We start from the raw sequence: 22850 nt of genomic DNA on the forward strand, positions 1-22850 counted from the left end.
CTGCGGGAAAAAGTAGATCAAAAAATTTATAACGTGCTGCCGTGATAAATCTGATAACCCAAATCAATCGTATTATGGTTGAGATCGTTATTTTTAATTTTGTTGAGCAACATCTGCGCGGCTCTGCGCCCGATCTCAAAACGAGGGGTAATTACGCTGGCGAGGCTCGGTATCATTTGCCTGCCCATCTCCAGACCGTGGAAGCCAGCGATGGAGATCTGCTCCGGTACGGCCAGTTGACGCTCTCGGCACCACAGTAGAGCGCCCATTGCGATATCGTCATTTGTACAAAAGACGCCATCCACGTCCGGGTGCGCAGTAAGCGCATCACGCATTAGCTGTATCCCCAGATGGATAGAGGAGATAGCGCGGGGATTGATGCGCAACGGCGCCAGCCCCCGGCGCGTCATCGCATCGCAGTAGCCGTGATAACGCTGCTCATCACGGATATCGTCTTTTGAACCCAGATAGAGGATTTTACGCCGCTGGCGTTTATCCAGCATGGTGCTGACCATATCAAAGGCGGCCTGACGGTTATCAAACCCCACCTCCATATCTAAGCGATCGCCCTGGATGTCCATAAGTTCTACAATCGGAAGGGTTGCTGAGCGCAGGAATTTGACGGTTCTGAGGGTATGATATTTTTCTGAAAGAATAATGCCGTCGATATTGTAAGACAGTAAATTGATAACGGACTCTTCTTCCGAATCGCGATTGTAATTGTAATTCGCAATGAGAGTTTGGTAGTTATGACCCGACGTTACGGATTCAATCCCGGCAAGAATGTCGGCAAACAACTGGTTCTGAAAAGAGGGGATCAGCACGCCCAGAGTGTAACTTTGCGCGTTTAACAGCATAGCTGGCGCGCGATTTGGTATGTAGTTAATTTCCTCCATGATCTGCGCAATACGCTCGCCGGTTTCCCTGGCGACTTTTTTCGGCGAGCGGATGTAACGGCTCACCGTCATTTTTGTCACGCCAGCAAGCGTAGCGATATCCTGCAAAGAAATTCTGTGATTCCTCATGTTTTCTCCAGTACCGGGGGCGGGAACGTCGCCCCCATGGTTAATTGGGCTGCGGATGATGAATTAATGCAGAACCGCATTCAGCGCCAGTACGCCCAGCAACCCCATGACAGAAATCAATGTTTCCATAACGGTCCAGGTGCGTAGGGTTTCCCCGACGCTAAGATTAAAATACCCTTTAAACAGCCAAAAACCGGGATCGTTAACATGTGATGCAATAACGCTTCCCGCGCCTGTCGCCAGTACCATTAACGCCGGATCGGCGTGGGTTACGTTAATAATCGGCAATACGACGCCCGCTGTGGTTATCGCGGCCACGGTCGCGGAACCTAACGCAATACGCAGCACGGCGGCTACCGTCCAGCACATTAATAACGGAGATAGCGATGTGCCGGTCATTAATTGCGAGATATATTGACCCACGCCGCTATCCACCAGCACTTGCTTAAACGCGCCGCCGCCCGCGATGATAAAAACAATCATCGCAATAGCGCCAATGGACTCGCCGACGATATCCATCACCTGCTCAACCGTACGTCCATTGCGTCGCCCCAGCGTAAAAATGGCGATGATAATGGCAATAAACAACGCCACTGCTGGATTACCGATAAATTCGAAGAAAACCCGCACGGCATTCGTTTTTGGCAGCGTGATTTCACATACCGCTGCGATGGCCATCAGAATGACCGGGATCACGGCGGCAAAAATACTGTTCCAGAATGACGGCATCTCCTCTTCACTGAATAGGTGAGGATTAAATAATCCTTCAGGCGGCGCTTTCTCAAAGCGCGCCAGCAATTTTGAAAACAGAGGGCCGGCAACAATCACGGTCGGTATGGTAATGATTAACCCATACAGCAGGGTCGTACCGAGATTTGCCTCAAAAATTGTCGCAATAGCGGTAGGGCCGGGATGCGGTGGCAGGAAGCAGTGCGTAACGGATAAGGCGGCGACCATTGGAACCCCGACATACAGCAAGGGCAGTCCCGATGAGGCCACAATCGTAAAAACGAGCGGCAACAGCAGTACGAATCCGACTTCAAAAAACATTGCCAGGCCGACGATAAGCCCGGTGATCACCAGCGCCCATTGCACGCGTTTTTTGCCGAACGTATTAATGAGCGTCGTCGCAATGCGCTGCGCGGCGCCGGTATCGGAAATTAATCTTCCCAGCATCGCGCCAAAACCGAGGATCATGGCGAGTCCGCCCAGAGTACCGCCAATTCCGTTTTGTATGGAGTGCAGGACGTCTTGCGCGCCCATCCCTTCGGCAAATCCCACCACGGCGGCAACCAGAACAAGGGCGATAAAGCCGTTAACTTTAAAGCCAATCATTAAGACCAACAGCAGCGCAACGCCTGCCGCAATAATTATTAATGGCATATTCGTCTCTCTTATTAGCGCCAAAATAGCAGCGCTTACGCGCTGCGTCGTATTTCCCTGCTCAGACGGCAACCAGCATACCGCCATCGACAAACAGCAGATGTCCGTTAACAAAGTCGGAGGCTTTTGACGAGAGAAACACCGCTGCGCCAATAAGCTCCTGGGGATCGCCCCAGCGTGCGGCAGGCGTACGTTTGCATAGCCAGGAGGTGAAGGCTTCATCTTCAACCAGCGCTTTGGTCATCTCCGTTTTGAAGTATCCCGGCGCAATACCGTTGACCTGGATATTATGACGCGCCAGCTCCACACACATGCCGCGAGTCAGCATCTTCACGGCACCCTTCGACGCGGCGTATGGCGTAATCGTGTCGCGGCCCAGCTCGCTTTGCATCGAACAGATGTTGATCACTTTTCCTGCCTGACGCGCCACCATACGGCGCGTAACGGCCTGAGAGACGAGAAAAACCGCGGTTTGATTTACGGCGATGACATCATTCCACTCCTGCTCGGGAAACTCAGTAAACGGATGACGGCGCTGGATACCGGCGTTATTTATCAGGACGTCAATGACGCCGATATCTTTTTCGATATGTTCAACCGCAGCTTCAATATCCTGTTTATGGGTGACATTAAAGGGAGCGGCAATAGCCTTTATCCCTTCCTGCTGAAGTTTCGTCACGGCTGTTTCGGCGCGCTCCGGGGTGATATCGTTAACAATAATGCGCGCGCCATAGCGACCAAGACCGGTCGCCAGCAAATAACCAATTCCCTGAGCGGCTCCGGTGATAAGGATATTTTTACCTGCCAGTGAAAAAAGATCGTTCATGATAGTGTCCCTTATTTTACTTTCTCAGAAAACGAGCTGAACTTTTGCCGCCTGTGTTTTGTCTCCGGCAAAGATCAGCGCCGCTTCCAGGTCGGTAAATGGATATTCCGCGCTCAGTAACGGCAGCGGATTGATAACGCGGTTGGCAAGCCAGGAAACCGCAGTATTAAATTCGGTAGTAAAGCGGAAAGAGCCTTTCAGGGAGATCTCTTTGCTTATTACCATCATCATCGGGAAGTTGGGGACTGCGCCGCCCATGCCAACCTGCACCATCACGCCTTTGGCCCGTGTGACTTCCAGACACGTTGAGATAGAGGAAGGATGCCCAGAGACTTCAAAACTGATATCGAAATACCCTTTTTCTGCTTTCCAGTCATCGAGAGAATCATGCTGTGGGTTCACCAGCGTATCCGCGCCCATCTGCCGGGCCAGCGAGAGAGAACGGGCGCTGATATCGGCACATACTACTTCCGCCGCGCCCAGCGTTTTTACCGCGCTAACAATCAGGCAGCCGATAGGGCCAACGCCGGAGATAAAGACGCGTTTGCCTTGCAGATCGCCCGCCTCATGAGCCGCATGAATGGCAACCGCCAGCGGTTCGGCAAAGGCCATGGCTTTTTCGTCTGCCTGTTCCGGCCAGGGAATGCACTGAACGGTATCGACAGCTTTAAATCGGGTAAAACCGCCATCGACATGCGGAAAATACATGGCGCTGCCAAAGAAACGCATTTCAGTACAGTGGTTTTCTTCATGCTGCAGACAGTATTTGCAATGACCGCAAGGCTTCGATGGATTAATCGCTACCGGTTGTCCTTCACGTAATAAATCTGAGTCGCTATGAACGATTTTGCCAATCACTTCATGACCTAAAATCATTGGCGCTTTTACTGTAAAATTGCCGACTTTGCCTTCCTGATAATAATGTAAGTCAGACCCACAAATGCCGCCACGGGTAATTTGTACGAGTGTTCCTTTATTATTCCATTCAATATTTTGTTCCGTAACGGCAACAGCACGCTTACCCGCAACAACGCAGGATTGAGTTTTTACTTCCATAAATTCCTCACTGGTCAGGTAGTTACCCTGAACGCATTTAAGCGGTTTTATTTGTCATTATTTGTGACTTATGTCACGCTGGAAAATTGTTACACTACAATGTTACGCATAACGTGATGTGCCTTAGAGTTCTTCTCTATGGAAATTAAAAAACGTGAAATTGTCGAACGTAGAGGCGTAATATTGTGGTGTGGAATATGACTCAGAGGTATTTAAATGGCCGGGGAAAGCTATATTTTAATGGGTGTTTCAGGTAGTGGTAAATCTTTAATAGGCAGCAAAATTGCAACATTATTTTCTGCGAAGTTTATTGACGGCGATGATCTCCATCCGGCGAAAAACATTGATAAAATGTCTCAGGGAATACCATTAACTGATGAAGACCGTTTACCCTGGCTGGAACGATTAAATGACGCTTCATACAGTCTTTATAAAAAAAATGAGACGGGATTTATTGTCTGCTCGTCATTAAAAAAACAGTACCGCGATATTTTACGTAAGAGTAGCCCTAACGTACATTTCCTGTGGCTGGACGGCGATTACGCCACCATTCTGCAGCGAATGCAGCGTCGTGCCGGGCATTTTATGCCGCCAGACCTGCTGCAAAGTCAGTTTGACGCGCTGGAGCGACCCTGTGCCGATGAACATGATATTGCGCGTATCGATGTTAATCATGACATCGAGCACGTGACGGAGCAGTGCCGACTGGCTGTACAGGCTTTTCGTCAGGCACTCAGCGCTTCCTGATCATTGTCAAAGCGCTGAGTCAGGCGGTCAGAAGTCAGCTTTTAGCACTACACGATAGCGGGCTTTGCCGTCGCGAACGTGCTGGATAGCCTCGTTGATTTGTGACATTGCGAACAGTTCCGTGGTGGGCGCGACTTTGCTGCGTCCGGCGAATTTCATCAGTTTGCGAAGTTCATATGGCGTTCCGGTTGCCGAGCCTGAGATACTGCGATCGCCGGCAATTAATGTAAACGCCGGTACGGGCAGCGGCTTCAATACCGCCCCAACGGTATGGAAGTTGCCGCCATACGTCAGCGCTTCGAAGTAGGGCTGCCAGTCGAGATCGACGTTGACCGTGTTAATAATGAGATCGAACTGGCCCGCCAGTGCTTTTAACGCTTCCGGATCGCGGCTGTTCACCACGTTATTGGCCCCCATCGCCAGCACTTCCTGCTCTTTCGATGGATTGGAGCTGAACGCGGTGACTTCGCAGCCCATTGCGTGTAACAGCTTTATGGCGATATGCCCCAGCCCGCCAATACCGATGACGCCAACGCGGCTGGTAGCAGTAATATGGTGCATCAATAGCGGTTTAAAGACCGTAATGCCGCCACATAACAGCGGGCCTGCGGACGCCATATCCATATTCTCCGGAAGAGGAATTACCCACTGCCAGCCCGCGCGAAGCTTCTCGGCAAAACCGCCACGATTGAGGATAGTGGGCACTGCGCCTTCCTGGCAGTTAATTTGATTGCCGCTGATACAGGCATCGCAGTGTCCGCAGCTGCGCGCCGTCCAGCCTATTCCAACGCGCTGGCCGACTTTTAGTCCCTTATCCTGTGCCGCGCTGCCGAGTGCGGCCACCCGACCGATGACCTCATGTCCGGCAACCAGAGGGTATTGAGAGAACCCCCATTCATTGTCGATCATCGACAGATCGGAATGGCAGATCCCGCAGTAGTCGACCCGTACCTCGACATCTTCCGGTTGGAGTTCTCCCGCGTCATATTCATAGAGTTCGAGCTCGCCGCCCGCCTCTTTGGCGGCGTAGCTTTTTATTATCGTCATTGTGTTTCCCTTAATGTGGTGTTGAACTGAAAAGTGTAGAGCATGGAGGCAAGGGACGCCCGGCGTTAATCTGCTGGAGAAGGCGGGAAGTAGCCTGATTATTCTATTTAATACTCAACGCTGCTGAAATTTTCAGCACTTAGCGATACAGGTGTATGCTCGTGCTTGCATGGCGGCGTATGACAGGTATAATCCACAACGTTTTCCGCATACCTCTTCAGTGCCGAAGTGGCGAAATCGGTAGACGCAGTTGATTCAAAATCAACCGTAGAAATACGTGCCGGTTCGAGTCCGGCCTTCGGCACCAAGTGATGCAATAATTAGCTACCTAAGGGTGGCTTTTTTGTGTCCATTTCCGTTCAGATTCGTCTATATCCATCTGTAATTCAAAGATAATTTATTTTTCTGTAATAGAAATATTTATTTTGTGGTCTTTCCGTGTTGGTCGTTTTTCATCCATTAACATCCACGCGATCTGGGGGCAAAAAGGGGCAAACCCGGTTCGATAGAGGAGTGCCCCCCAAATGGCACTTACAGATCTCGCAATCCGGCATGCCAGGCTGCCTGGCAAGGCATACAGGCTCTTTGACTGCCACGGTTTTTACATTCAGGTGAACCCCAGCGGATCCAAGCTGTGGTATCTGAAATTTCGCTTTGGAAACAAAAAGAACCGTATGGCATTAGGCCCTTATCCGCTCATTTCTCTCGCACTGGCAAGGGAGAAGCAAGCGGATATAAGCAGGCTTATTTTAGAAGGCACTAATCCGGCGGAAAAACGCAGAGAGGACAAGCGGGGTGGCGAACCTCTTTAATACGTTTGAGTCCGTAGCGCGCGAATGGGGCGCCAGTAACATAATCTGGTCGGCGGAACATTCGACAGCGTTATTTTCTGAGCTTACAGGTTTCAATATTGCACTGAACGCTGTCCAGTCGGGTTCACGGGCTTCTGGAGCGAGTTGCGCAGCCGATAATCCTCTACTGCTTCAGTTATAACGCTATTATGTGACATGCAGCATGATATGGTCGTTTTCTGAACTCCGTATAACCTGAGTATTTGTATTGAAGCGTGAACAAAACATTGCAGCCAGCCTTTCAACGTGGACAATAGTTATTCATACGGTGATTTTATATTCGATAAATCAATGGGTTTCATTGAAACATAGGACTGGTAATGGATGACAATGCTTTAGGGTTTGCCTCATACTGGCGCAATTCGCTGGCAGATGCTGAGTCAGGAAAGGGCAGTTTTGAACGCAAAGACGCCAAAAATTTCACCCACTGGCATGGGATAGCGGCGGGACGTCTTGACGAAACGATCGTTGGTAAATTTTTTGAGGGAGAAAAAGACGACGTCGAAACAGTCGATGTCATCTTGCGGCCAAAGGTTTATTTCCGGTTACTGCAGCGTGGAAAGGACCATTCCGCTGGTGCGCCTGATATTGTTACCCCGATAGTGACGCCAGCCCTATTGAGCCGTGAAGGTTTTTTATATCCGGCGCCAGCGACCTCCATTCCCAGAGACCTGCTTGAACCTTTGCCAAAAGGGGCATTTTCAATTGGTGAGATTGAGCAGTACGACAAATACAAAACGACACATACGTCATTCTCTATCAACTTTGATGACCGCGTTGATAAGACCGCCGAAACAGATGAAGAACGAGAAGCACGATATGCAGCCTGGCAGCAGGATTGGCGTCAATATCTGGATGATTCAGAAAGGCTGCTGAAGAACGTTGTCGGCGACTGGATTAAAAATCCTGAGCAATATGAACTCGCTGAGCACGGTTATATTGTTAAAACGGCGCAATCTGGCGGCGCCAGTTTCCATATCCTTTCACTTTATGATCACCTGCTTGTTTGCAAAAAGGATGTGCCGCTCTTCAATCGTTTCGCCTCGCGAGAGGTTCATGCTGCAGAGTCATTACTTCCTCCGGAAGCAAAATTCAGCGACAGGATTGGACACTCCGGGGATAAGTTTCCGCTGGCAAAGGCTCAGCGCGATGCCTTAAGCCATTTTCTGGATGCGAGGCATGGCGATATCCTTGCCGTTAATGGTCCCCCGGGAACCGGAAAAACCACGCTGGTGCTTTCTATCATCGCCACGCAGTGGGCCCGAGCGGCTCTCGAAAAAGCGGAACCTCCGGTTATTATCGCGACTTCAACGAATAACCAAGCTGTAACGAACATTATCGAGGCGTTCGGGAAAGATTTTTCCCAAGGCACTGGTGCAATGGCCGGACGATGGTTGCCGGAGCTGAAAAGCTTCGGCGCTTATTTTCCCTCAAGCACTCGTAAAGCCGAGGCCGCCAAAAAATATCAAACTGAAGATTTCTTCAACCAGGTTGAGTCAAAAGAGTATGTAGAGGATGCACTGCTGTTTTATCTGGAGAAAGCTAAGGCAGCCTTTCCTGAAAAAGAGTGTTCATCCCCTGAAAAGGTTATTGAACTCCTGCATGGTCAGTTGGCAGCAAAATCCGAGCAACTGGTAAGACTGAACGCAACATGGCAAACGTTAAGCCAGGTTCGGGCAACGCGAGAGCTTATTGATAACGACATTGAGCAATATCTCGATAATTTAAATAAATTACTCTCCGGGCAAGAACAAAAAGTTACTCAACTAAAAAGTGCTAAAGCGGAATGGAAAAAATATCGGGCCAGTGAATCACTGATCTATCCATTATTTTCATGGCTACCAGTGGTTCGCAGTAAGCGGCAGTACCAAATACAACTGTTTCTCGAAGATAAATTAGGTGCGCTGATTGCGGGAAATCAATGGTCGGATCCTGAAACCATCGAACGTAATATCGATAGGTTGCTTAATTCCGCCGAGCGCGAGCAAACAACCTACCGGCAGCAGATTGACTCCGCGCATGAAATCGTTCTTAAAGAACAGCAGGCGGCTCAGGAATGGCAGAGGCTGGCACTTGATTTAGGGCATGAGGGCGACGAGGAACTGAGCTTCTCACAGGCAGATGAGCTGGCTGATACGCAGATTCGCTTCCCTGCATTCTTACTGACGACCCACTACTGGGAAGGTCGTTGGTTGATGGATATGGCCGGCATTGATGATCTGCAGAAAGAAAAGGGCAAGAAAGGTGCTAAAGGGGTAACAGCTCGCTGGCAACGCCGAATGAAACTTACCCCATGCGTGGTCATGACCTGCTATATGCTGCCCGGCAATATGCAGATAAGTGAACATAAAGGGCAGCGTAAATTCGAGAAAAGCTATTTATATGACTTCGCCGATTTACTCATTGTCGATGAAGCCGGGCAGGTGCTTCCTGAAGTGGCTGCTGCCTCGTTTGCCTTAGCTAAAAAGGCATTAGTGATTGGTGATACGGAACAGATCCCGCCAATATGGAGTATTACTCCTGCTATTGATATAGGTAACATGCTGGCGGAAAAAATTCTGTCAGGCAGTACGCAAGAGGAGATTACTGAGAAATATACTGCAATCGCAGAGCTTGGTAAAAGCGCCGCATCTGGCAGCGTCATGAAAATAGCGCAGTGTGCCTCACGCTATCAATATGATCCCGAACTGGCTCGTGGAATGTACTTATATGAACACCGCCGGTGCTTCGATAATATTATTGGATACTGCAATACGCTCTGCTATCACGGTAAGTTGTTGCCTAAAAGAGGGTGTGAAGAGAGCAATTTAATGCCAGCAATGGGTTATCTCCATATTGATGGTAAAGGAGAGCTGGCAAGTAGCGGAAGCCGATATAATTTGCTGGAGGCTGAAACGATAGCGGCCTGGCTGACAGATAACCAGCAAAGTATTGAAGCGCATTATGGTAAATCGCTTCATGAAGTTGTCGGTATCGTGACGCCTTTTAGCGCGCAGGTATCGACCATCAAACAGGCGCTGGGCAAACAAGGTATCAGCACTGGTGTGAATGAAACATCGCTCACAGTGGGCACCGTGCATTCTCTTCAGGGCGCTGAAAGAGCGATTGTTATATTCTCGCCAGTCTATTCAAAGCATGAAGACGGCGCGTTTATTGATAGCGATAACAGCATGCTGAATGTTGCTGTCTCCCGAGCTAAGGACAGTTTCCTGGTCTTCGGCGATATGGACCTGTTTGAGATTCAGCCAGCCTCATCTCCGCGGGGATTACTGGCAAAATATCTCTTTGAGTCAGAGAAGAATGCGCTCACTTTTGATTATAAAGAGCGTAAGGATTTAAAAACTGCCGAGACCAAAATCTACACACTCCATGGTGTGGAGCAGCATGATAATTTCCTGAATCAGACGTTTGAAAATACCGGTAAACACATCACGATAGTTTCTCCATGGCTGACTTGGCAAAAACTGGAGCAAACCGGTTTTCTTGATTCCATGATTGCGGCGTGTTCACGTGGTATTAACGTCACGGTAGTCACTGACAGAAGCTACAACACTGAACATAATGATTTTGAGAAGCGAAAAGAGAAGCAGCAGAACCTTAAAGCGGCGCTGGAGAAACTGAACGCCCTTGGTATTGCGACAAAACTGGTCAATCGTGTTCATAGCAAAATTGTTATTGGTGATGATGGTTTGCTGTGCGTGGGATCGTTCAACTGGTTTAGCGCGACACGTGAAGCGCGATATGAACGATACGATACATCGATGGTTTATTGCGGTGATAACCTGAAGGGCGAGATTGAGGCAATTTACAATAGCCTTGAGAGGCGTCAGGTTTAGGGTGGGAATCTTGATTAGCCATCTTATCGACTGTTTTCCAGCGTAAGATGGCTGTATTACCTGGTGTGATACAGAAAGTATATGATTTACCAAACAATTATGTATGCCTGATACTGTAAGATTCACTGCGCAGTTTGTATGTACGCCCCAGAACAATTGGCAACACTATTGGCTAGCTCTCATAATTAGTACGCTCTGTTGAACGTATATACTGATCAAATATCCAGAACAAATCGTTTCATCTGGGTCAAATGAGTGATATATTTTCACCCATAAACCCCGAGGAGGCATTATGTCTGAATTCGATTTATTTGCGCAGGAACTGCTAGAAAAAGCAGAAGCAGAAGAAAAACAACAACAAGAGCGCGACAGGAAGCTGATTGATCGGGTGCTTGAAATTTACGACCAGAAGTATGTCGCAGAACTACTAAGAAAAATAGGTAAAAATGAGTGGAGCCGCGAAACACTTAACCGTTGGGTAAATGGCAAGTGTGAGCCAAAATCGCTCACCATGGCTGAAGAAGCGCTGTTACGGAAAATGTTGCCGGAGCAACCCGTTCATCATCCTGACTATGATTTCCGCTTTATTGACCTGTTTGCTGGTATTGGTGGTATCCGTAAAGGATTCGAGGCCATCGGCGGGCAATGCGTTTTTACCAGCGAATGGAATAAAGAAGCGGTACGTACCTACAAAGCAAACTGGTACAACGATGAAGATGCGCACACATTCAATCTGGATATCCGCGAAGTCACGCTAAGCGGAGAAGAAGGCATCTCAGAAGAGAAAGCCTACGCTCATATCGATCAACATATCCCGGATCATGACGTCCTGCTGGCCGGTTTTCCCTGCCAGCCATTCAGTCTGGCTGGAGTAAGTAAGAAAAACTCGCTCGGACGCGCACATGGATTCGAATGTGAAGCGCAGGGCACTCTGTTTTTCGATGTCGCCCGCATAATCAAGGCAAAGCAACCAGCCATTTTTGTGCTGGAAAACGTGAAAAACCTTAAGAGCCATGACAAAGGCAAAACGTTTAAAGTCATTATGGATACCCTTGATGAATTAGGCTATGAAGTCGCTGATGCCAATATCACAGGGAAAGATGATCCTAAAATTATTGATGGTAAAAATTTCCTGCCACAACATCGTGAGCGTATTGTTCTGGTCGGATTCCGCCGTGACCTTAATATCCATCAGGGATTCACATTAAAGAATATTGATAAATTCTACCCTGAGAAAAGACCAACATTTGGTCAGCTTCTGGACTCTGTGGTTGACAGTAAATATATACTGAGCCCTAAGTTATGGGAATATCTCTATAACTATGCTAAAAAGCATGCTGCCAAAGGTAATGGATTCGGTTTTGGTCTGGTTGATCCGAATAATGAAAATAGCGTCGCGAGAACATTATCCGCTCGTTATCATAAAGATGGATCTGAAATTCTCATCGACAGAGGATGGGATAAAGAACTCGGCGAAATCGATTTCTCTAATCCAGAGAATCAGGAACAAAGGCCAAGAAGACTGACGCCCCATGAATGCGCAAGATTAATGGGATTTGAACAACCCGGAGGCAAGCCATTCCGAATCCCCGTTTCCGATACTCAGGCCTATCGCCAGTTTGGGAACTCAGTGGTCGTTCCCGTTTTTGAAGCCGTGGCAAAACTGCTTCAGCCTTATATTATGAAAGCCGCTGCTAGTAAGGTGACCAAAAAATAATATAAACAGATCCCCCCGGAATTTATCCGGGGGGAAACAGAATCAAATTATTTCATCGGCATACAATGATTTAGTTTCATCAATAAATGTTTCTAACGAAATAAGATATTCCCGGATAGCTTTTGGGTACTTATCATGAAGGCTACTGGGCACAACTAACCTGACCCTTTCCTGCTGCATCTCTTGAAATTGAGCAACAGAAACACCTTCCTGAAGGGTAAAGAGATAAATATCCTGAATCCTGTCTGCCTCATTTAATATCTGCCGCCAGCGATCTTTACAGGTCGTTTTTACCGCTAACATACGCAGTTTCTGCTCTGGAAAAGCTTCATCGTGATAAGCTTGCGCAGAGGGGAATAAAAAATCTGGTTTCTTATTTCCTTCCGTAACGGCCTGAGTCTCAAAAGTTTTCAGTCCATACTCATTAAAAAGCTGTTCAAGATGCAGCTCCAGTGATTTTCCGGCTCGTGATTTTCGTCTGTTGCTCACGGAATTCGCCAGTGCAATAAAGTCATTTACGGAACCAAACCCAGACTGAACTATACCCAGCACATGCATTTCCTCCACCAGCAGAAAAATTTCGTATTCAACACGACGACGTTCAATGAGTTGCTTATCCGGGCCTACGACATTGGGGGAATAGTGAGCTGCTGCATACTGGATAATCTCTTTACCCGAAGGGAAATTTGTTCTCCACTCTTCCGGAAGACAATACCCACTGGAAACCGGTTCTTTTAAAGCCAGACCGCCCAGAATCTCATTTGCGGGACCATAGACTAACGATCCGGGAACAATTTCTCCGAGCGATGACTCAACAATATCTTCTTCTTCAGCGTCATGACACACCCAGATATCAACGCATTGACTATCTGCTCTCTGACGATGATCAAACGCCAATAAGGCCAGTGCCCCCGTGTTTTCAGAGTTTTGCAGAGGATTCTTTCCTCCTCCCCATCGGGTGATACGTTTTTCATTTCGGGTCTTACCAAAAAAACGTCCATTGTAATAAACGGCTCTGGCCTCACTGTCCGGGCAACTGTGCGAGGAGGTATGTGCATTCAGCGTCACGGACGGGTTAAGATCCCTTGTATGATTAATTGAAGGGAAAAGATGCTCAACAATGCCAGAAGGTATGTAAATGCCAACCTGATGCCCGCCCGTCGCACCGGTATCGTTGGCTGACAGGCGCTTGATGAACATATAGGTGTCACTGGTTGACTTATCTAAAAGCCATGAATGTAGCCCCGACATCATCACTTCCTCGCTGTAAAAATATCTATGATTTATAGAGGGTTATCCTGCCACAGCTCTGCTTTTGTGAATACTCACGATGTCGTTTTATATGATGTCGTTCTTTTCCTTGTTCTCCCGTATTTAGTTCAGATCCCAAGATACTTTAAAAACCGTTTTCAGGTCGTTTTCTGAAATCTCAGTTAAGAGATTTTCACGTGCCAGGGTGCGCAGGTCATTACGCGCAGTGTTATCTGATACGCCAAGCGCTTCCGCTACGCCTGCCGTGGAATATTTCTTGCCAGATTCCGCCAGAGTGATGTTCAGGAGTGTGACTTGCCGTCCACTCAACCGCGATAAGCGCCCAGATTTATACAAAAAAAGATCAATTCGGGCAGCGCGGGCAACCAGAGTGTCTACATGCTGTAAAAGCCTTGTCGTAGCTCTATGGATAATACTTGTAGTGGTCAAGTAATCGGCCACGGTTCTCGCACTATGGTCTGTAGCGCGCTGGTGGAGTCACACCTGTAGTCAAGCGACGCGTAGAGCGCCAGATGAACCATTACGAGCGCAAGCAGAATTTATAAGGGCGGTGCCTTAAAGAGCACAGGGAGATTGTAAGTAGCCCGATATTGCTGGCTTTTGCTTAGCTTGCTGACGGGATTCGTCGTATGAAGCATGAAAATTACCTCATGTTTTATATAAGGATTCGACACTATATCAAAACCGGTAACTCTCAATCTTTCAAAGCTATGTGTCAGATCAGGTCGTGATAAGACACATAAATTTAAAAATCTATATATCTGGCCAGATAGACTTTTTTATAACAGCTTTATAAATTAAACAAATCTGCCATAGAGACAGATTTGTTTAATTTATAATTAGAGGTTTGCAACGTTATGATATACTTTTTGCACATCATCATCATCTTCAAGGGCATCAACAAGTCCTTCAAAGATTTCTAAATCTTCTGGTGAAAGTTCAACTTCTGATTGAGCAATCATTTCTAATTCTGTTGTTGAAAATTCAGTAATTCCAGATGCTTTTAGAGCTGCGATTCCTTTATGCAGGTCTGTAGCTTCAGTATAAATAACGATGTTTCCTTTTTCTTCGGTTACATCACGAACATCAACTTCAGCATCAAGCAAAATTTCAAAAATATGGTCAGGGTCTGTTCCTTTAAATACAATCACTCCAGTATTGTCAAACATATAGCTGACAGCACCTGCCGCTCCGATATTCCCGCCTTTTTTATTAAAAATTGTGCGGATATTAGCAATCGTACGGTTAACATTAGACGTCAACGTTTCAGCGATAACCATTGAACCATTGGGTCCAAAGCCTTCATAACGCCCTTGCACGAACGTTTCATCTCCGCCACCTTTGGCTTTATCAATGGCTTTATCAATAACATGTTTTGGAACCTGTGCTTGTTTCGCACGTTCAATAACGAATTTTAAAGCTGAGTTTGATTCCGGGTCTGGTTCACCTTGTTTAGCCGCAGCATAGATTTCTACACCAAATTTTGCATATACTTTGGATGTTGCACCGTCTTTAGCCGTTTTTTTAGCAACAATATTTGCCCATTTACGTCCCACTGGAAACATCTCCTCAAAAAATTATTTACATTAATGGCAGGTTAATAACCTGCATGTTTTTCTGCCGTATTATATCATAATATATAAATTCTCGTCTATGAGAAATAAAAACATCCAGCTTTTACGGGGGGTTACTTTGATTTTAACAATGGCTAATATGGTGGGTAAGCCATTTTTTAATTTTCTTCTGGTTCTTTTTTTATTTTTAATAATTGAATCGCAGCAATAACGTCTTATTGATGGTGGTGTCGCTCATCAGGTGAGGTGGAACGCTTGCACGTCTTGCGACATATTGTGGCAGAAACTTAATGGCGAAATTAAGAGCCTATCCCATTAGGGCTATTTTACTTGCCATTTTGGACCTGGGCAGTGCTCAAAATCCTCACGTACTACGTGTACGCTCCGGTTTTTGTGCGCTGTCCGTGTCCAAACTGGCTGCGCCAATAACGCCTGGTGGGATAGTCTCTAAGACGATATATTCCCGCCTTGAGCCGTGTTAATTTGTTGCACACTTTTAAATGGAGGTATACCTCTTGTAGGCTATACCTCCTGCTTCACGTTATCGCGCGATTAACGCAAATACGCCCCAGCCAAAGTATTCTCGCGTCCAGGTGACGTGACGTTTGGGGGCTACCGTCAGTTCTGTTCGAACCTCTTGCGCAAACTCATCGTCAGGGTTTTCCTCCAGCCAGCGGCGCATGGTCATCCACTTCGCGGCTTCATATCTGTCCCAGCCTTGCGGGTCCGCCAGCACCATTTCCACTACGTCATAGCCGAGTTGGTCGAAAAAGGCGACCAGCTCGGGCAGGGGACGAAAATCGGCGACGGATGAGACGCCACAGGCGTGGGCGATCTCTTCCGTTGCGGGAATCTGACGCCAGTACGGTTCACCGATGAGAATGATCCCGCCAGGTTTGAGGCTTTTGGCCAGCAGATCTATTGTCCCCGCGACACCGCCCGCAATCCAGGTCGCGCCTACGCAGGCCGCCACGTCATATTTTTCCTCGTCGATATAACCGGCCGCGTCGTTATGAATAAAATGTACATATTCACTGACGCCGAGCTCTTCTGCACGTTGTTTTGCCTGTGTGGTGAAGAGCGGGCTTATGTCAATGCCAGTACCTGTAACACCGTAATCGCGAGCCCAGGTGCAGAGCATCTCACCCGAACCGCTACCGAGATCGAGAATCCGCGTGCCTGGCTTCATGCGTAACGCATGGCCCAGTGTGGCGTACTTTTCCGCTGTAAACGGATTATGGATACGGTGTTCGCTTTCGCTAATGGTAAAAATACGTGGGATATCCATTGGGTTATTCCTTTTACTGAGGGCGATTCCCTCAGCGGGAGGGGCTTTTTCAGCCAGCAGCGCAAACAGCTTGCCTGCAAAAGTCTCGCCGACCGGCCAGGTATGACTGTCCGGGCGCTGCAACACAGTGAAGCCAGCATCACCAAGCAGGCTGATATATTCATCATCGCGCCAGGCCTTCATTTGACTGCCGAAACGGGTGGTACAGCCGTTTTCCGCTATCGCCCAGAACTGCGTTGAGCTGGTTTGGGCCTCTTCATCCCAGGCATTTTCCGTTAACAGCAGATGAGGCTCGGCAAGAAACAGGCCGTGCGGACAACGCTGCCAGCCTGGCTGCGCCATGCCCTGGCATTTAACTTCATCGAAGGTATGCACTTCAACAAGCAGTTTGCCATCCGGTTTCAACCACTGAGCGCAATGACTGATGAGGCTTTGCGCATCAGCAGCGCTAAAGACATTCAGTTCCCCAAACGTCATCATAATGAAATCAAAAGGTTCCGTGGGGTGGTATGTACGAATATCCTGCTGAATGTAGTCAATATTCAGGTTTGCGGCTTGCGCCTGCTGGCGAGCCCATGTGATGGATGCCGGAGAGAAATCTACGCCTGTGCAGTGAAACCCACGCTCCGCTAACAGGCGGGTATAAAAACCGGGTCCACAGCCGAGATCCAGAATGCGGGCGCCAGCGGGTAACTGACGGGTAATCCATGTTACCTGTTGCTCAATCACGGTTAGCCGGCGGCTGGCCCAGTCGTGGTCCTGCGACAGATGATTTTCCAGCATGCGTTGGCTGAAGGCTGGCTCGTCCCAGGGGATTTTGCTTTCATCGGGTAATAGCCGAATGCGATGCGTTGCAAAAATAACGGCGCTGATATCCATCATCATCTCCTTAGCGATTGTCAGGCTGGGCGCGAACGTTGTTCAGTCCGGTTGTATTAATGCGGTAGGGCTGACCGTTAACGGATTTGATCAGCTTTTTGGTTTTGAGTTTTTTGAATACAGCGAGCGTGCAATCGGCGAGCAACAGCCCTTCGCGGCTATAGCACTCAACGGCGGTGACGCGGCCTGACGCATCGCGGATGTGCGTAATGCGTCCGCCTTTGGCGAGAACGTGTAAGGTACGTTGTTCCTGACGGGATAAATTCATACTGAAGAACCTGTGTAATCATCATAGGCAAAACGTGCAAACACACTGCGGTGTCCGCATTCGATTTCGGCGCATTGATAATCAGTCCGGCCTGAAAAGGTCGGGGAACTGATTATCAGATGATGACATTCTCCAGCATCAAAGCCTCGGGTTGAGTTGAAAGGTATTTACGTCGTGAATGATAACACCTGATTTCTGTAAGTGAATAACCGGGAGTGAAAAGTGTGATCTCAAAGGGAGGCTCATGACGTTTAGCGTATCAGATGAATAGCTCCCGCAATTACCATAATGAATATTGATTAAACTCATATACCCGATAATGACCGCTTTGATAGTCTCGACGTATCTTTTGGCCGTTGACAGGGTTGTAGCGTTGGAAATCTTTTTTTAACCCGCTGAAAAATATCACTTAAATATTTTTCATACACAAACATTTATGGTCCGCTGAGTTCGGATCCGGTTTTGTATGGGTTAAAAAAGGTACGTTATGAAAGTCATATGGACTGTCACTCCTGTGGGGTATCAGCGCATAGCGAAACGTTGCCCTTCATGCAGCGTAAAACGGGACTTCACGCCTTCTGGGGCATTTCGGGTTAATTCGCAAAAGAAGGTACTCGATGTCTGGAGTATCTATAAATGCACACACTGCGATTACACCTGGAATATCTCCCTGTTCTCGCGTCTGCCAGTCAGCAAAATTAACCGCGATCTTTATGGCCGACTGATGGCGAATGATGCTGCCACGGTGCAATATTTTGCTTATGACAACGCGATCCTGAAGCGAAACAATGCTGAATTATCGGGGCAGCCTGATTTTCACATTCAGGAACGGTGGCTGGTCAGTATCGCCTCCCACAAGCAGGTCAGTGTTAGCGTCAGGATTTCCCGTTCTTTTCAGGTCAGCCTGCTGTCGATTTTGAAGAAGCAACTCCTGTTAAGCGCAGCCGAAATCAAGAGACGGATTGAAACAGGGCAAATAAGTGGCGTCACGATGAAAATGCTTAAATCGCGAAAACTGAAGAATGCAAAATATGATTTGCAGCTCTCAGTTGAAACACTGTATGACCGGCGAAGGATTGTTCTGACCCGTCGATAAAAACAATAAGCTCACCTTACGTTTAAGTGTGCTGGTATGGCAACGAAGTAACGGAATGAAAGAAGGGTTAAGGGACAGGTGAGCTTTAGTTGAATAACCCTTGTCTGTGGCATTCAGTGAAGACTGAATGCCATGGATAATCCAGATTTTCGCACCAGTGATGATATTGTATGGATTCTTTGCGCAAGCCAGCAGAATGACAAAGGGCAATGGGCTACAATTATCTGTAGAGTAAACAAAAGGAATATAATGTGGCGCTATACAATATCTCTGAGAAAATACTGACTATCCTTGAAAAAACATCTTTCACCATCGAAAGGCTGCAGGAACGCTATGATCTTCAGGAGGCTATCAAGAAGAATATTGATATTGTCGCGCCGGGCTGCCTTGTCATATCCGAAGAATTCTCTGATTGGGAGGATAGTCGGCGGAGGATTGATTTATTAGCGATTGACAAGCAGGCCAATTTGGTTGTCATTGAACTGAAACGTGATGAAATCGGCGCGCATATGGAACTGCAGGCGCTAAGGTATGCGGCAATGATTTCAACGATGAGTTTTGCGAAAGCATGCGAATATTATCAGGCATATCTTTGGAAGCATGGGATCGATGAGAATGCAAAAGAGAAGTTACTGGATTTTGTGGAGTTAGAAGAAAACGAACTCGCTGATTTTGGTAAAGATATTCGCATCGTTCTGGCATCAGCGGATTTCAGTAAAGAATTAACGACAACCGCAATATGGCTAAGAGATAAAGGTGTCGATATTCGCTGTGTTCGCTTAACGCCTTACAACTTTAAGGGTGAAGTGCTGATTAATGCTGAACAAATAATACCAGTCCCTGAACTGGAAGAATATCAGGTCAGATTCAGAGAGAAACGCACGGAACAAATTATTAGCAGTCAAAAGTCGGAGAGGGATTATTCCTTATATAAATATAAAGGAAAAACCTTCAATAAACGGAAGCTTGCACTTGAACTTTTCACTGACTGGATTAATAAACATAATCCTGCGAATATAGATGATCTCAAGAATAAATTGAGTGAAGACTTACAGAAAAGAACAGTAGCACTGGTTGAGCAGATCCCTGAAAAAAGGAAAAACAGATATCATATGCAAGAAGATGCGTTGATTGAGTTGCCGTCCGGTGAGCGTATTGCTATATCGAATCAATGGGGGTTAGGGACTATAGAACTGCTTATTGATTTTGTTCGTCAGGATAATTTTGTAGTTGAAAAAGTGGGTTGACAGGAAGTAATAATAAAACAGATCCCATTCATTAATGGGATCTCACGTTTCATCCGATACGAAGACCCTGGTCTCTTTGACAGTAGCGTCATAATTACGCAAGCCTCTTTACTTTGCTTATCATTTATATTTAATGTAAATATTCACTCAACACCATTAAAAAATAAGAAAAAATGACTCACTGTTGAGCTGATATTAATACCTGAACCACTGAATTAGAGTAATGTGGCGCTATTCATAGCGTAATTTTTTCTGTTGCGGTTACAGGGGGAGGAATGCACACCTTTAGACCATACTCACTAAGGCATAGCGATCTGTTATATGAAGATATTCCGTTAGAAATACGCGAGCAAATAATCTTATTGATTATTAATACGTTAGGGAATTGCTCCTCTTTTTATGATATGACATTATACTGCTATCATAATAGTCATTCTGACGAAGTTTATCGAAGAATATGTAAAACGTTGCGCAAAGAGTATGGCTTATTCACCTTATATGCGCATTCAACGTCATATCTGGATGAAATGAGTAATCTGTTATTAAAAACAGATGATAAAAGAAAGCATATTGATACCATTGAGCTTGCTTTTAACTATATAGATACCTACCTTCGGACCTATGAAGTTACGCTTGGGTTAGAACCGGATAAGGCGATTAGTGAATTAAATAATATATTTCATGAGCATAGTTTAAAATATCGCTATGAAAATGGTAGGATTGTAAGGTTGCGCAGAATAAAACGGCTTAAAAACATATGTTATTATTTGTACTCTCCTGGAGAGTATGGCTTTGTCGAATATGATCTTATGGAAGCGTATAATCGCCTGATGCTTAATGATTTTGCCTGTGTCGTAAAGGAATGTCATGCAGTCTTCAGAAGCGTTCTTCTCAGAATTCATGAGAGAAAAGGTATCGTATATCATGAACAAGATAGTTTAAATACCTTAATGACTAATCTGATGGCGAGAGGCATTATATCTGCTGAATATGCACATAAATTTCATTTTTTAAGTAACGTGCTGGAGTCAGAAATATTTCTGCCGATGGCGCCAGAAAAATCGCATCATCACTACGCAATGATGCTCCGTATCTCTGAAGAGTTGGCCTGTAGTATTTATTATCTTACTGAGCGGAGTATATTTTTTCTTACCCAGCGGGCTGAAGAAGATAGTGTCTCGCCATAATAATGATCGCGCTGTCGCTCAGTCAGACTGGATCATCGTTATTTAAATTTGTTCAGACGTCGGAATTTTTTGTTCTGCCGTCTGTTTTTTTAGTGATGAGCTGTTCAGTGCAACAATAAGGGGTACAGTACGATGACTGATTTTTAAACTGCATATCATCTGTGTCGCATTTACTCATGGGTATTGGGTCAGGGAGAGAGAAGAATGAGTACTATTTTAAAGCCTTTTTTATTGGCGGTAACCCTGATGTTAATCTTAATAAGGCCTGGCTTTGCAACGGAGGATGGAGCGATAACCATGGTTAAAACCTACAGCGCTTATGACTATTTGCAGACCCGAGCGCGGTTGATGCACGCTGTCGCCGATCACGGTCTGGTGTTATTTGGGGAATTTGATCATGCCAGAGCGGCACAGAATGTTAACCTGAAAATGCCGCCGACAACGGTTCTGGTCTTTGGCAATCCTAAAGGCGGAACGCCTCTCATGCTGGCGCATCCCGAACTGGCGCTGGATTTACCGTTTCGGGTGCTCATTAGCCAGCAAGCCGATGGGCGAACGTTAGTCAGTTATCATCCCGCTGAAACGCTGCAACGTTATGGTCTTGATGCCGCAGATATACAGGCTTTGAAAAAACTGGAACAGCTCGTTGAAAAAAGTCTCCACTAAAGCTGAAAATCTGGCTTCAATCGGGCGATGTGTTTGCACGGGTGATGTCGCGAATAAATGCGCTCACATCGTCCATTACCTGATGCGACAAGGCGGCATCGAAGGTGGCGCTATCAGCATCACAGAACCCGTGCCGCGCATCGTACATTTTACACTGCACCCGGGGTCGCTTTTCCAGCGCCTGTCGCATGGCGAGGGGATCAAACGCCGGCTCATAACGCGCGATAATAACCAGTGTCGGACAGAGAGGCGCAAGATGAAGGTACTGGCGTATACGGGAACCGTAATAGCAAATGACGCCATCGCATAACCCACTGGCTGCACTTAGCCATGCGAGCGTTGCGCCGACACTATATCCTACGACGATTAACGTCTCATACTGCGTTCTGAGCTCGTGGAGTAATGTGGTAACGACGGCGGGATCAAAGCCGACATTTGCTGAAAAGTGACGGTAAGCCTCCTCCTGCTGTTCATAGCGAAAGGGGGTATGGTGAGGAAACAGCGCGGGAATATAGATGTCGAATCCGCGCGTCATCCATTCATGGCCTGCGCGTTGGATATGAGCGTTAATACCATAAATTTCATGCAGAATAATCGCTGCCCGGCGATGGCGGCTCGCCAGACTGGAGGCGTTGCTTCCCCCGGATACGCCTGGGGCGAAAAACACGGTGTCTTTTATCATAACGCGTTCTTGATACAAAGAGAGCGGCTGGATTTTCGCCGATCACGCTATGTCAGAGGCATTGTTCCTGTCAATGTACAGACACATTTTATGGCGTAATTTTTGGTTGATAAATTTTATATTGGTAAACCAATATGCTGTTCATATTCAGGCATCAGGGCTAAAGGTGGAACATCAGTCGTGTATTGTCTACTGCCTTTCCT

General features: G+C 47.0%; 19 protein-coding genes and 1 tRNA gene. 9 read left to right on the plus strand and 11 right to left on the minus strand.

Features of this window, described 5'->3' with window-relative positions; genetic code table 11:
• Nucleotides 1-26: 26 nt before the first annotated feature.
• The 4 genes from ACLJNW_RS15355 to idnD form a co-directional block, all read right to left on the minus strand.
• Nucleotides 27-1025 (minus strand): LacI family DNA-binding transcriptional regulator, encoded by a 999-nt coding sequence (locus ACLJNW_RS15355; protein WP_001244065.1) that lies wholly within the window; start codon nt 1023-1025, stop codon nt 27-29.
• Between the two features lie 63 nt (nt 1026-1088).
• On the minus strand, nt 1089-2408 hold the full coding sequence (gene idnT, locus ACLJNW_RS15360) for a gnt-II system L-idonate transporter (RefSeq protein ID WP_001128356.1): 1320 nt from the start codon (nt 2406-2408) through the stop codon (nt 1089-1091).
• Nucleotides 2409-2469: 61 nt separating this feature from the next.
• A complete protein-coding gene (idnO, locus tag ACLJNW_RS15365) occupies nt 2470-3234 on the minus strand; it encodes a gluconate 5-dehydrogenase (RefSeq protein WP_000998688.1) in 765 nt (254 codons plus the stop codon).
• Nucleotides 3235-3258: 24 nt separating this feature from the next.
• Entirely contained in the window at nt 3259-4290 is a 1032-nt protein-coding gene (gene idnD / locus ACLJNW_RS15370) for an L-idonate 5-dehydrogenase (RefSeq protein ID WP_023204850.1), read from the minus strand.
• Nucleotides 4291-4506: 216 nt separating this feature from the next.
• Here idnD and idnK point away from each other — a divergent pair, with 216 nt between their 5' ends.
• Entirely contained in the window at nt 4507-5037 is a 531-nt protein-coding gene (idnK, locus tag ACLJNW_RS15375) for a gluconokinase (protein ID WP_000896756.1), read from the plus strand.
• 27 nt (nt 5038-5064) lie between these two features.
• On the opposite strand, the gene ACLJNW_RS15380 is transcribed toward idnK, so the two are convergent.
• Entirely contained in the window at nt 5065-6084 is a 1020-nt protein-coding gene (locus tag ACLJNW_RS15380) for an NAD(P)-dependent alcohol dehydrogenase (protein WP_000152566.1), read from the minus strand.
• A 222-nt stretch (nt 6085-6306) separates the two neighbouring features.
• Here ACLJNW_RS15380 and ACLJNW_RS15385 point away from each other — a divergent pair.
• The 4 genes from ACLJNW_RS15385 to ACLJNW_RS15400 all read left to right on the plus strand — a co-directional run bounded on the left by ACLJNW_RS15385 (nt 6307) and on the right by ACLJNW_RS15400 (nt 12488).
• A tRNA-Leu gene (locus tag ACLJNW_RS15385) sits at nt 6307-6391 on the plus strand.
• 217 nt (nt 6392-6608) lie between these two features.
• Entirely contained in the window at nt 6609-6896 is a 288-nt protein-coding gene (locus tag ACLJNW_RS15390) for an Arm DNA-binding domain-containing protein (RefSeq protein WP_023204851.1), read from the plus strand.
• A 359-nt stretch (nt 6897-7255) separates the two neighbouring features.
• Complete coding sequence (locus tag ACLJNW_RS15395; protein ID WP_038804111.1) at nt 7256-10771, plus strand: AAA domain-containing protein; 3516 nt, start codon at nt 7256-7258, stop codon at nt 10769-10771.
• 292 nt (nt 10772-11063) lie between these two features.
• Entirely contained in the window at nt 11064-12488 is a 1425-nt protein-coding gene (locus ACLJNW_RS15400) for a DNA cytosine methyltransferase (protein WP_001288393.1), read from the plus strand.
• Between the two features lie 42 nt (nt 12489-12530).
• Here the strand turns inward: ACLJNW_RS15400 and ACLJNW_RS15405 are convergent, their stop codons facing one another.
• From ACLJNW_RS15405 to ACLJNW_RS15425, 5 genes are all read right to left on the minus strand, one after another.
• Nucleotides 12531-13739, minus strand: a complete 1209-nt coding sequence (locus tag ACLJNW_RS15405; RefSeq protein WP_000015683.1) for a type II restriction endonuclease — start codon at nt 13737-13739, stop codon at nt 12531-12533.
• 123 nt (nt 13740-13862) lie between these two features.
• Complete coding sequence (locus ACLJNW_RS15410) at nt 13863-14189, minus strand: DeoR family transcriptional regulator (protein WP_223151205.1); 327 nt, start codon at nt 14187-14189, stop codon at nt 13863-13865.
• 410 nt (nt 14190-14599) lie between these two features.
• Nucleotides 14600-15316, minus strand: a complete 717-nt coding sequence (locus ACLJNW_RS15415) for a YebC/PmpR family DNA-binding transcriptional regulator (protein WP_024154835.1) — start codon at nt 15314-15316, stop codon at nt 14600-14602.
• 559 nt (nt 15317-15875) lie between these two features.
• Nucleotides 15876-17507 (minus strand): class I SAM-dependent methyltransferase, encoded by a 1632-nt coding sequence (locus tag ACLJNW_RS15420; protein ID WP_077910388.1) that lies wholly within the window; start codon nt 17505-17507, stop codon nt 15876-15878.
• Between the two features lie 4 nt (nt 17508-17511).
• Nucleotides 17512-17769 carry a YjhX family toxin gene (locus ACLJNW_RS15425; protein ID WP_001054380.1) on the minus strand — a complete coding sequence of 86 codons (258 nt, stop codon included), beginning with the start codon at nt 17767-17769 and terminating at the stop codon, nt 17512-17514.
• A 487-nt stretch (nt 17770-18256) separates the two neighbouring features.
• Between ACLJNW_RS15425 and ACLJNW_RS15430 the strand changes: the two genes are divergently transcribed.
• The 4 genes from ACLJNW_RS15430 to ACLJNW_RS15445 all read left to right on the plus strand — a co-directional run bounded on the left by ACLJNW_RS15430 (nt 18257) and on the right by ACLJNW_RS15445 (nt 21965).
• Complete coding sequence (locus ACLJNW_RS15430) at nt 18257-18865, plus strand: DUF1062 domain-containing protein (protein WP_000864865.1); 609 nt, start codon at nt 18257-18259, stop codon at nt 18863-18865.
• Between the two features lie 251 nt (nt 18866-19116).
• Entirely contained in the window at nt 19117-20112 is a 996-nt protein-coding gene (locus tag ACLJNW_RS15435; protein ID WP_024154836.1) for a membrane protein, read from the plus strand.
• A 275-nt stretch (nt 20113-20387) separates the two neighbouring features.
• A complete protein-coding gene (locus tag ACLJNW_RS15440) occupies nt 20388-21299 on the plus strand; it encodes an STM4504/CBY_0614 family protein (RefSeq protein ID WP_023204855.1) in 912 nt (303 codons plus the stop codon).
• A gap of 204 nt (nt 21300-21503) precedes the next feature.
• The gene (locus ACLJNW_RS15445) at nt 21504-21965 is read left to right on the plus strand and encodes a DUF302 domain-containing protein (protein ID WP_001654330.1); all 462 of its coding nucleotides are present in this window, start codon (nt 21504-21506) and stop codon (nt 21963-21965) included.
• A 16-nt stretch (nt 21966-21981) separates the two neighbouring features.
• Here the strand turns inward: ACLJNW_RS15445 and ACLJNW_RS15450 are convergent, their stop codons facing one another.
• Entirely contained in the window at nt 21982-22647 is a 666-nt protein-coding gene (locus ACLJNW_RS15450) for a dienelactone hydrolase family protein (RefSeq protein WP_023204856.1), read from the minus strand.
• Nucleotides 22648-22850 lie beyond the last annotated feature (203 nt).

The sequence above is a fragment of the Salmonella sp. SAL4457 genome (assembly GCF_046548235.1).
Taxonomy (GTDB): domain Bacteria; phylum Pseudomonadota; class Gammaproteobacteria; order Enterobacterales; family Enterobacteriaceae; genus Salmonella; species Salmonella enterica.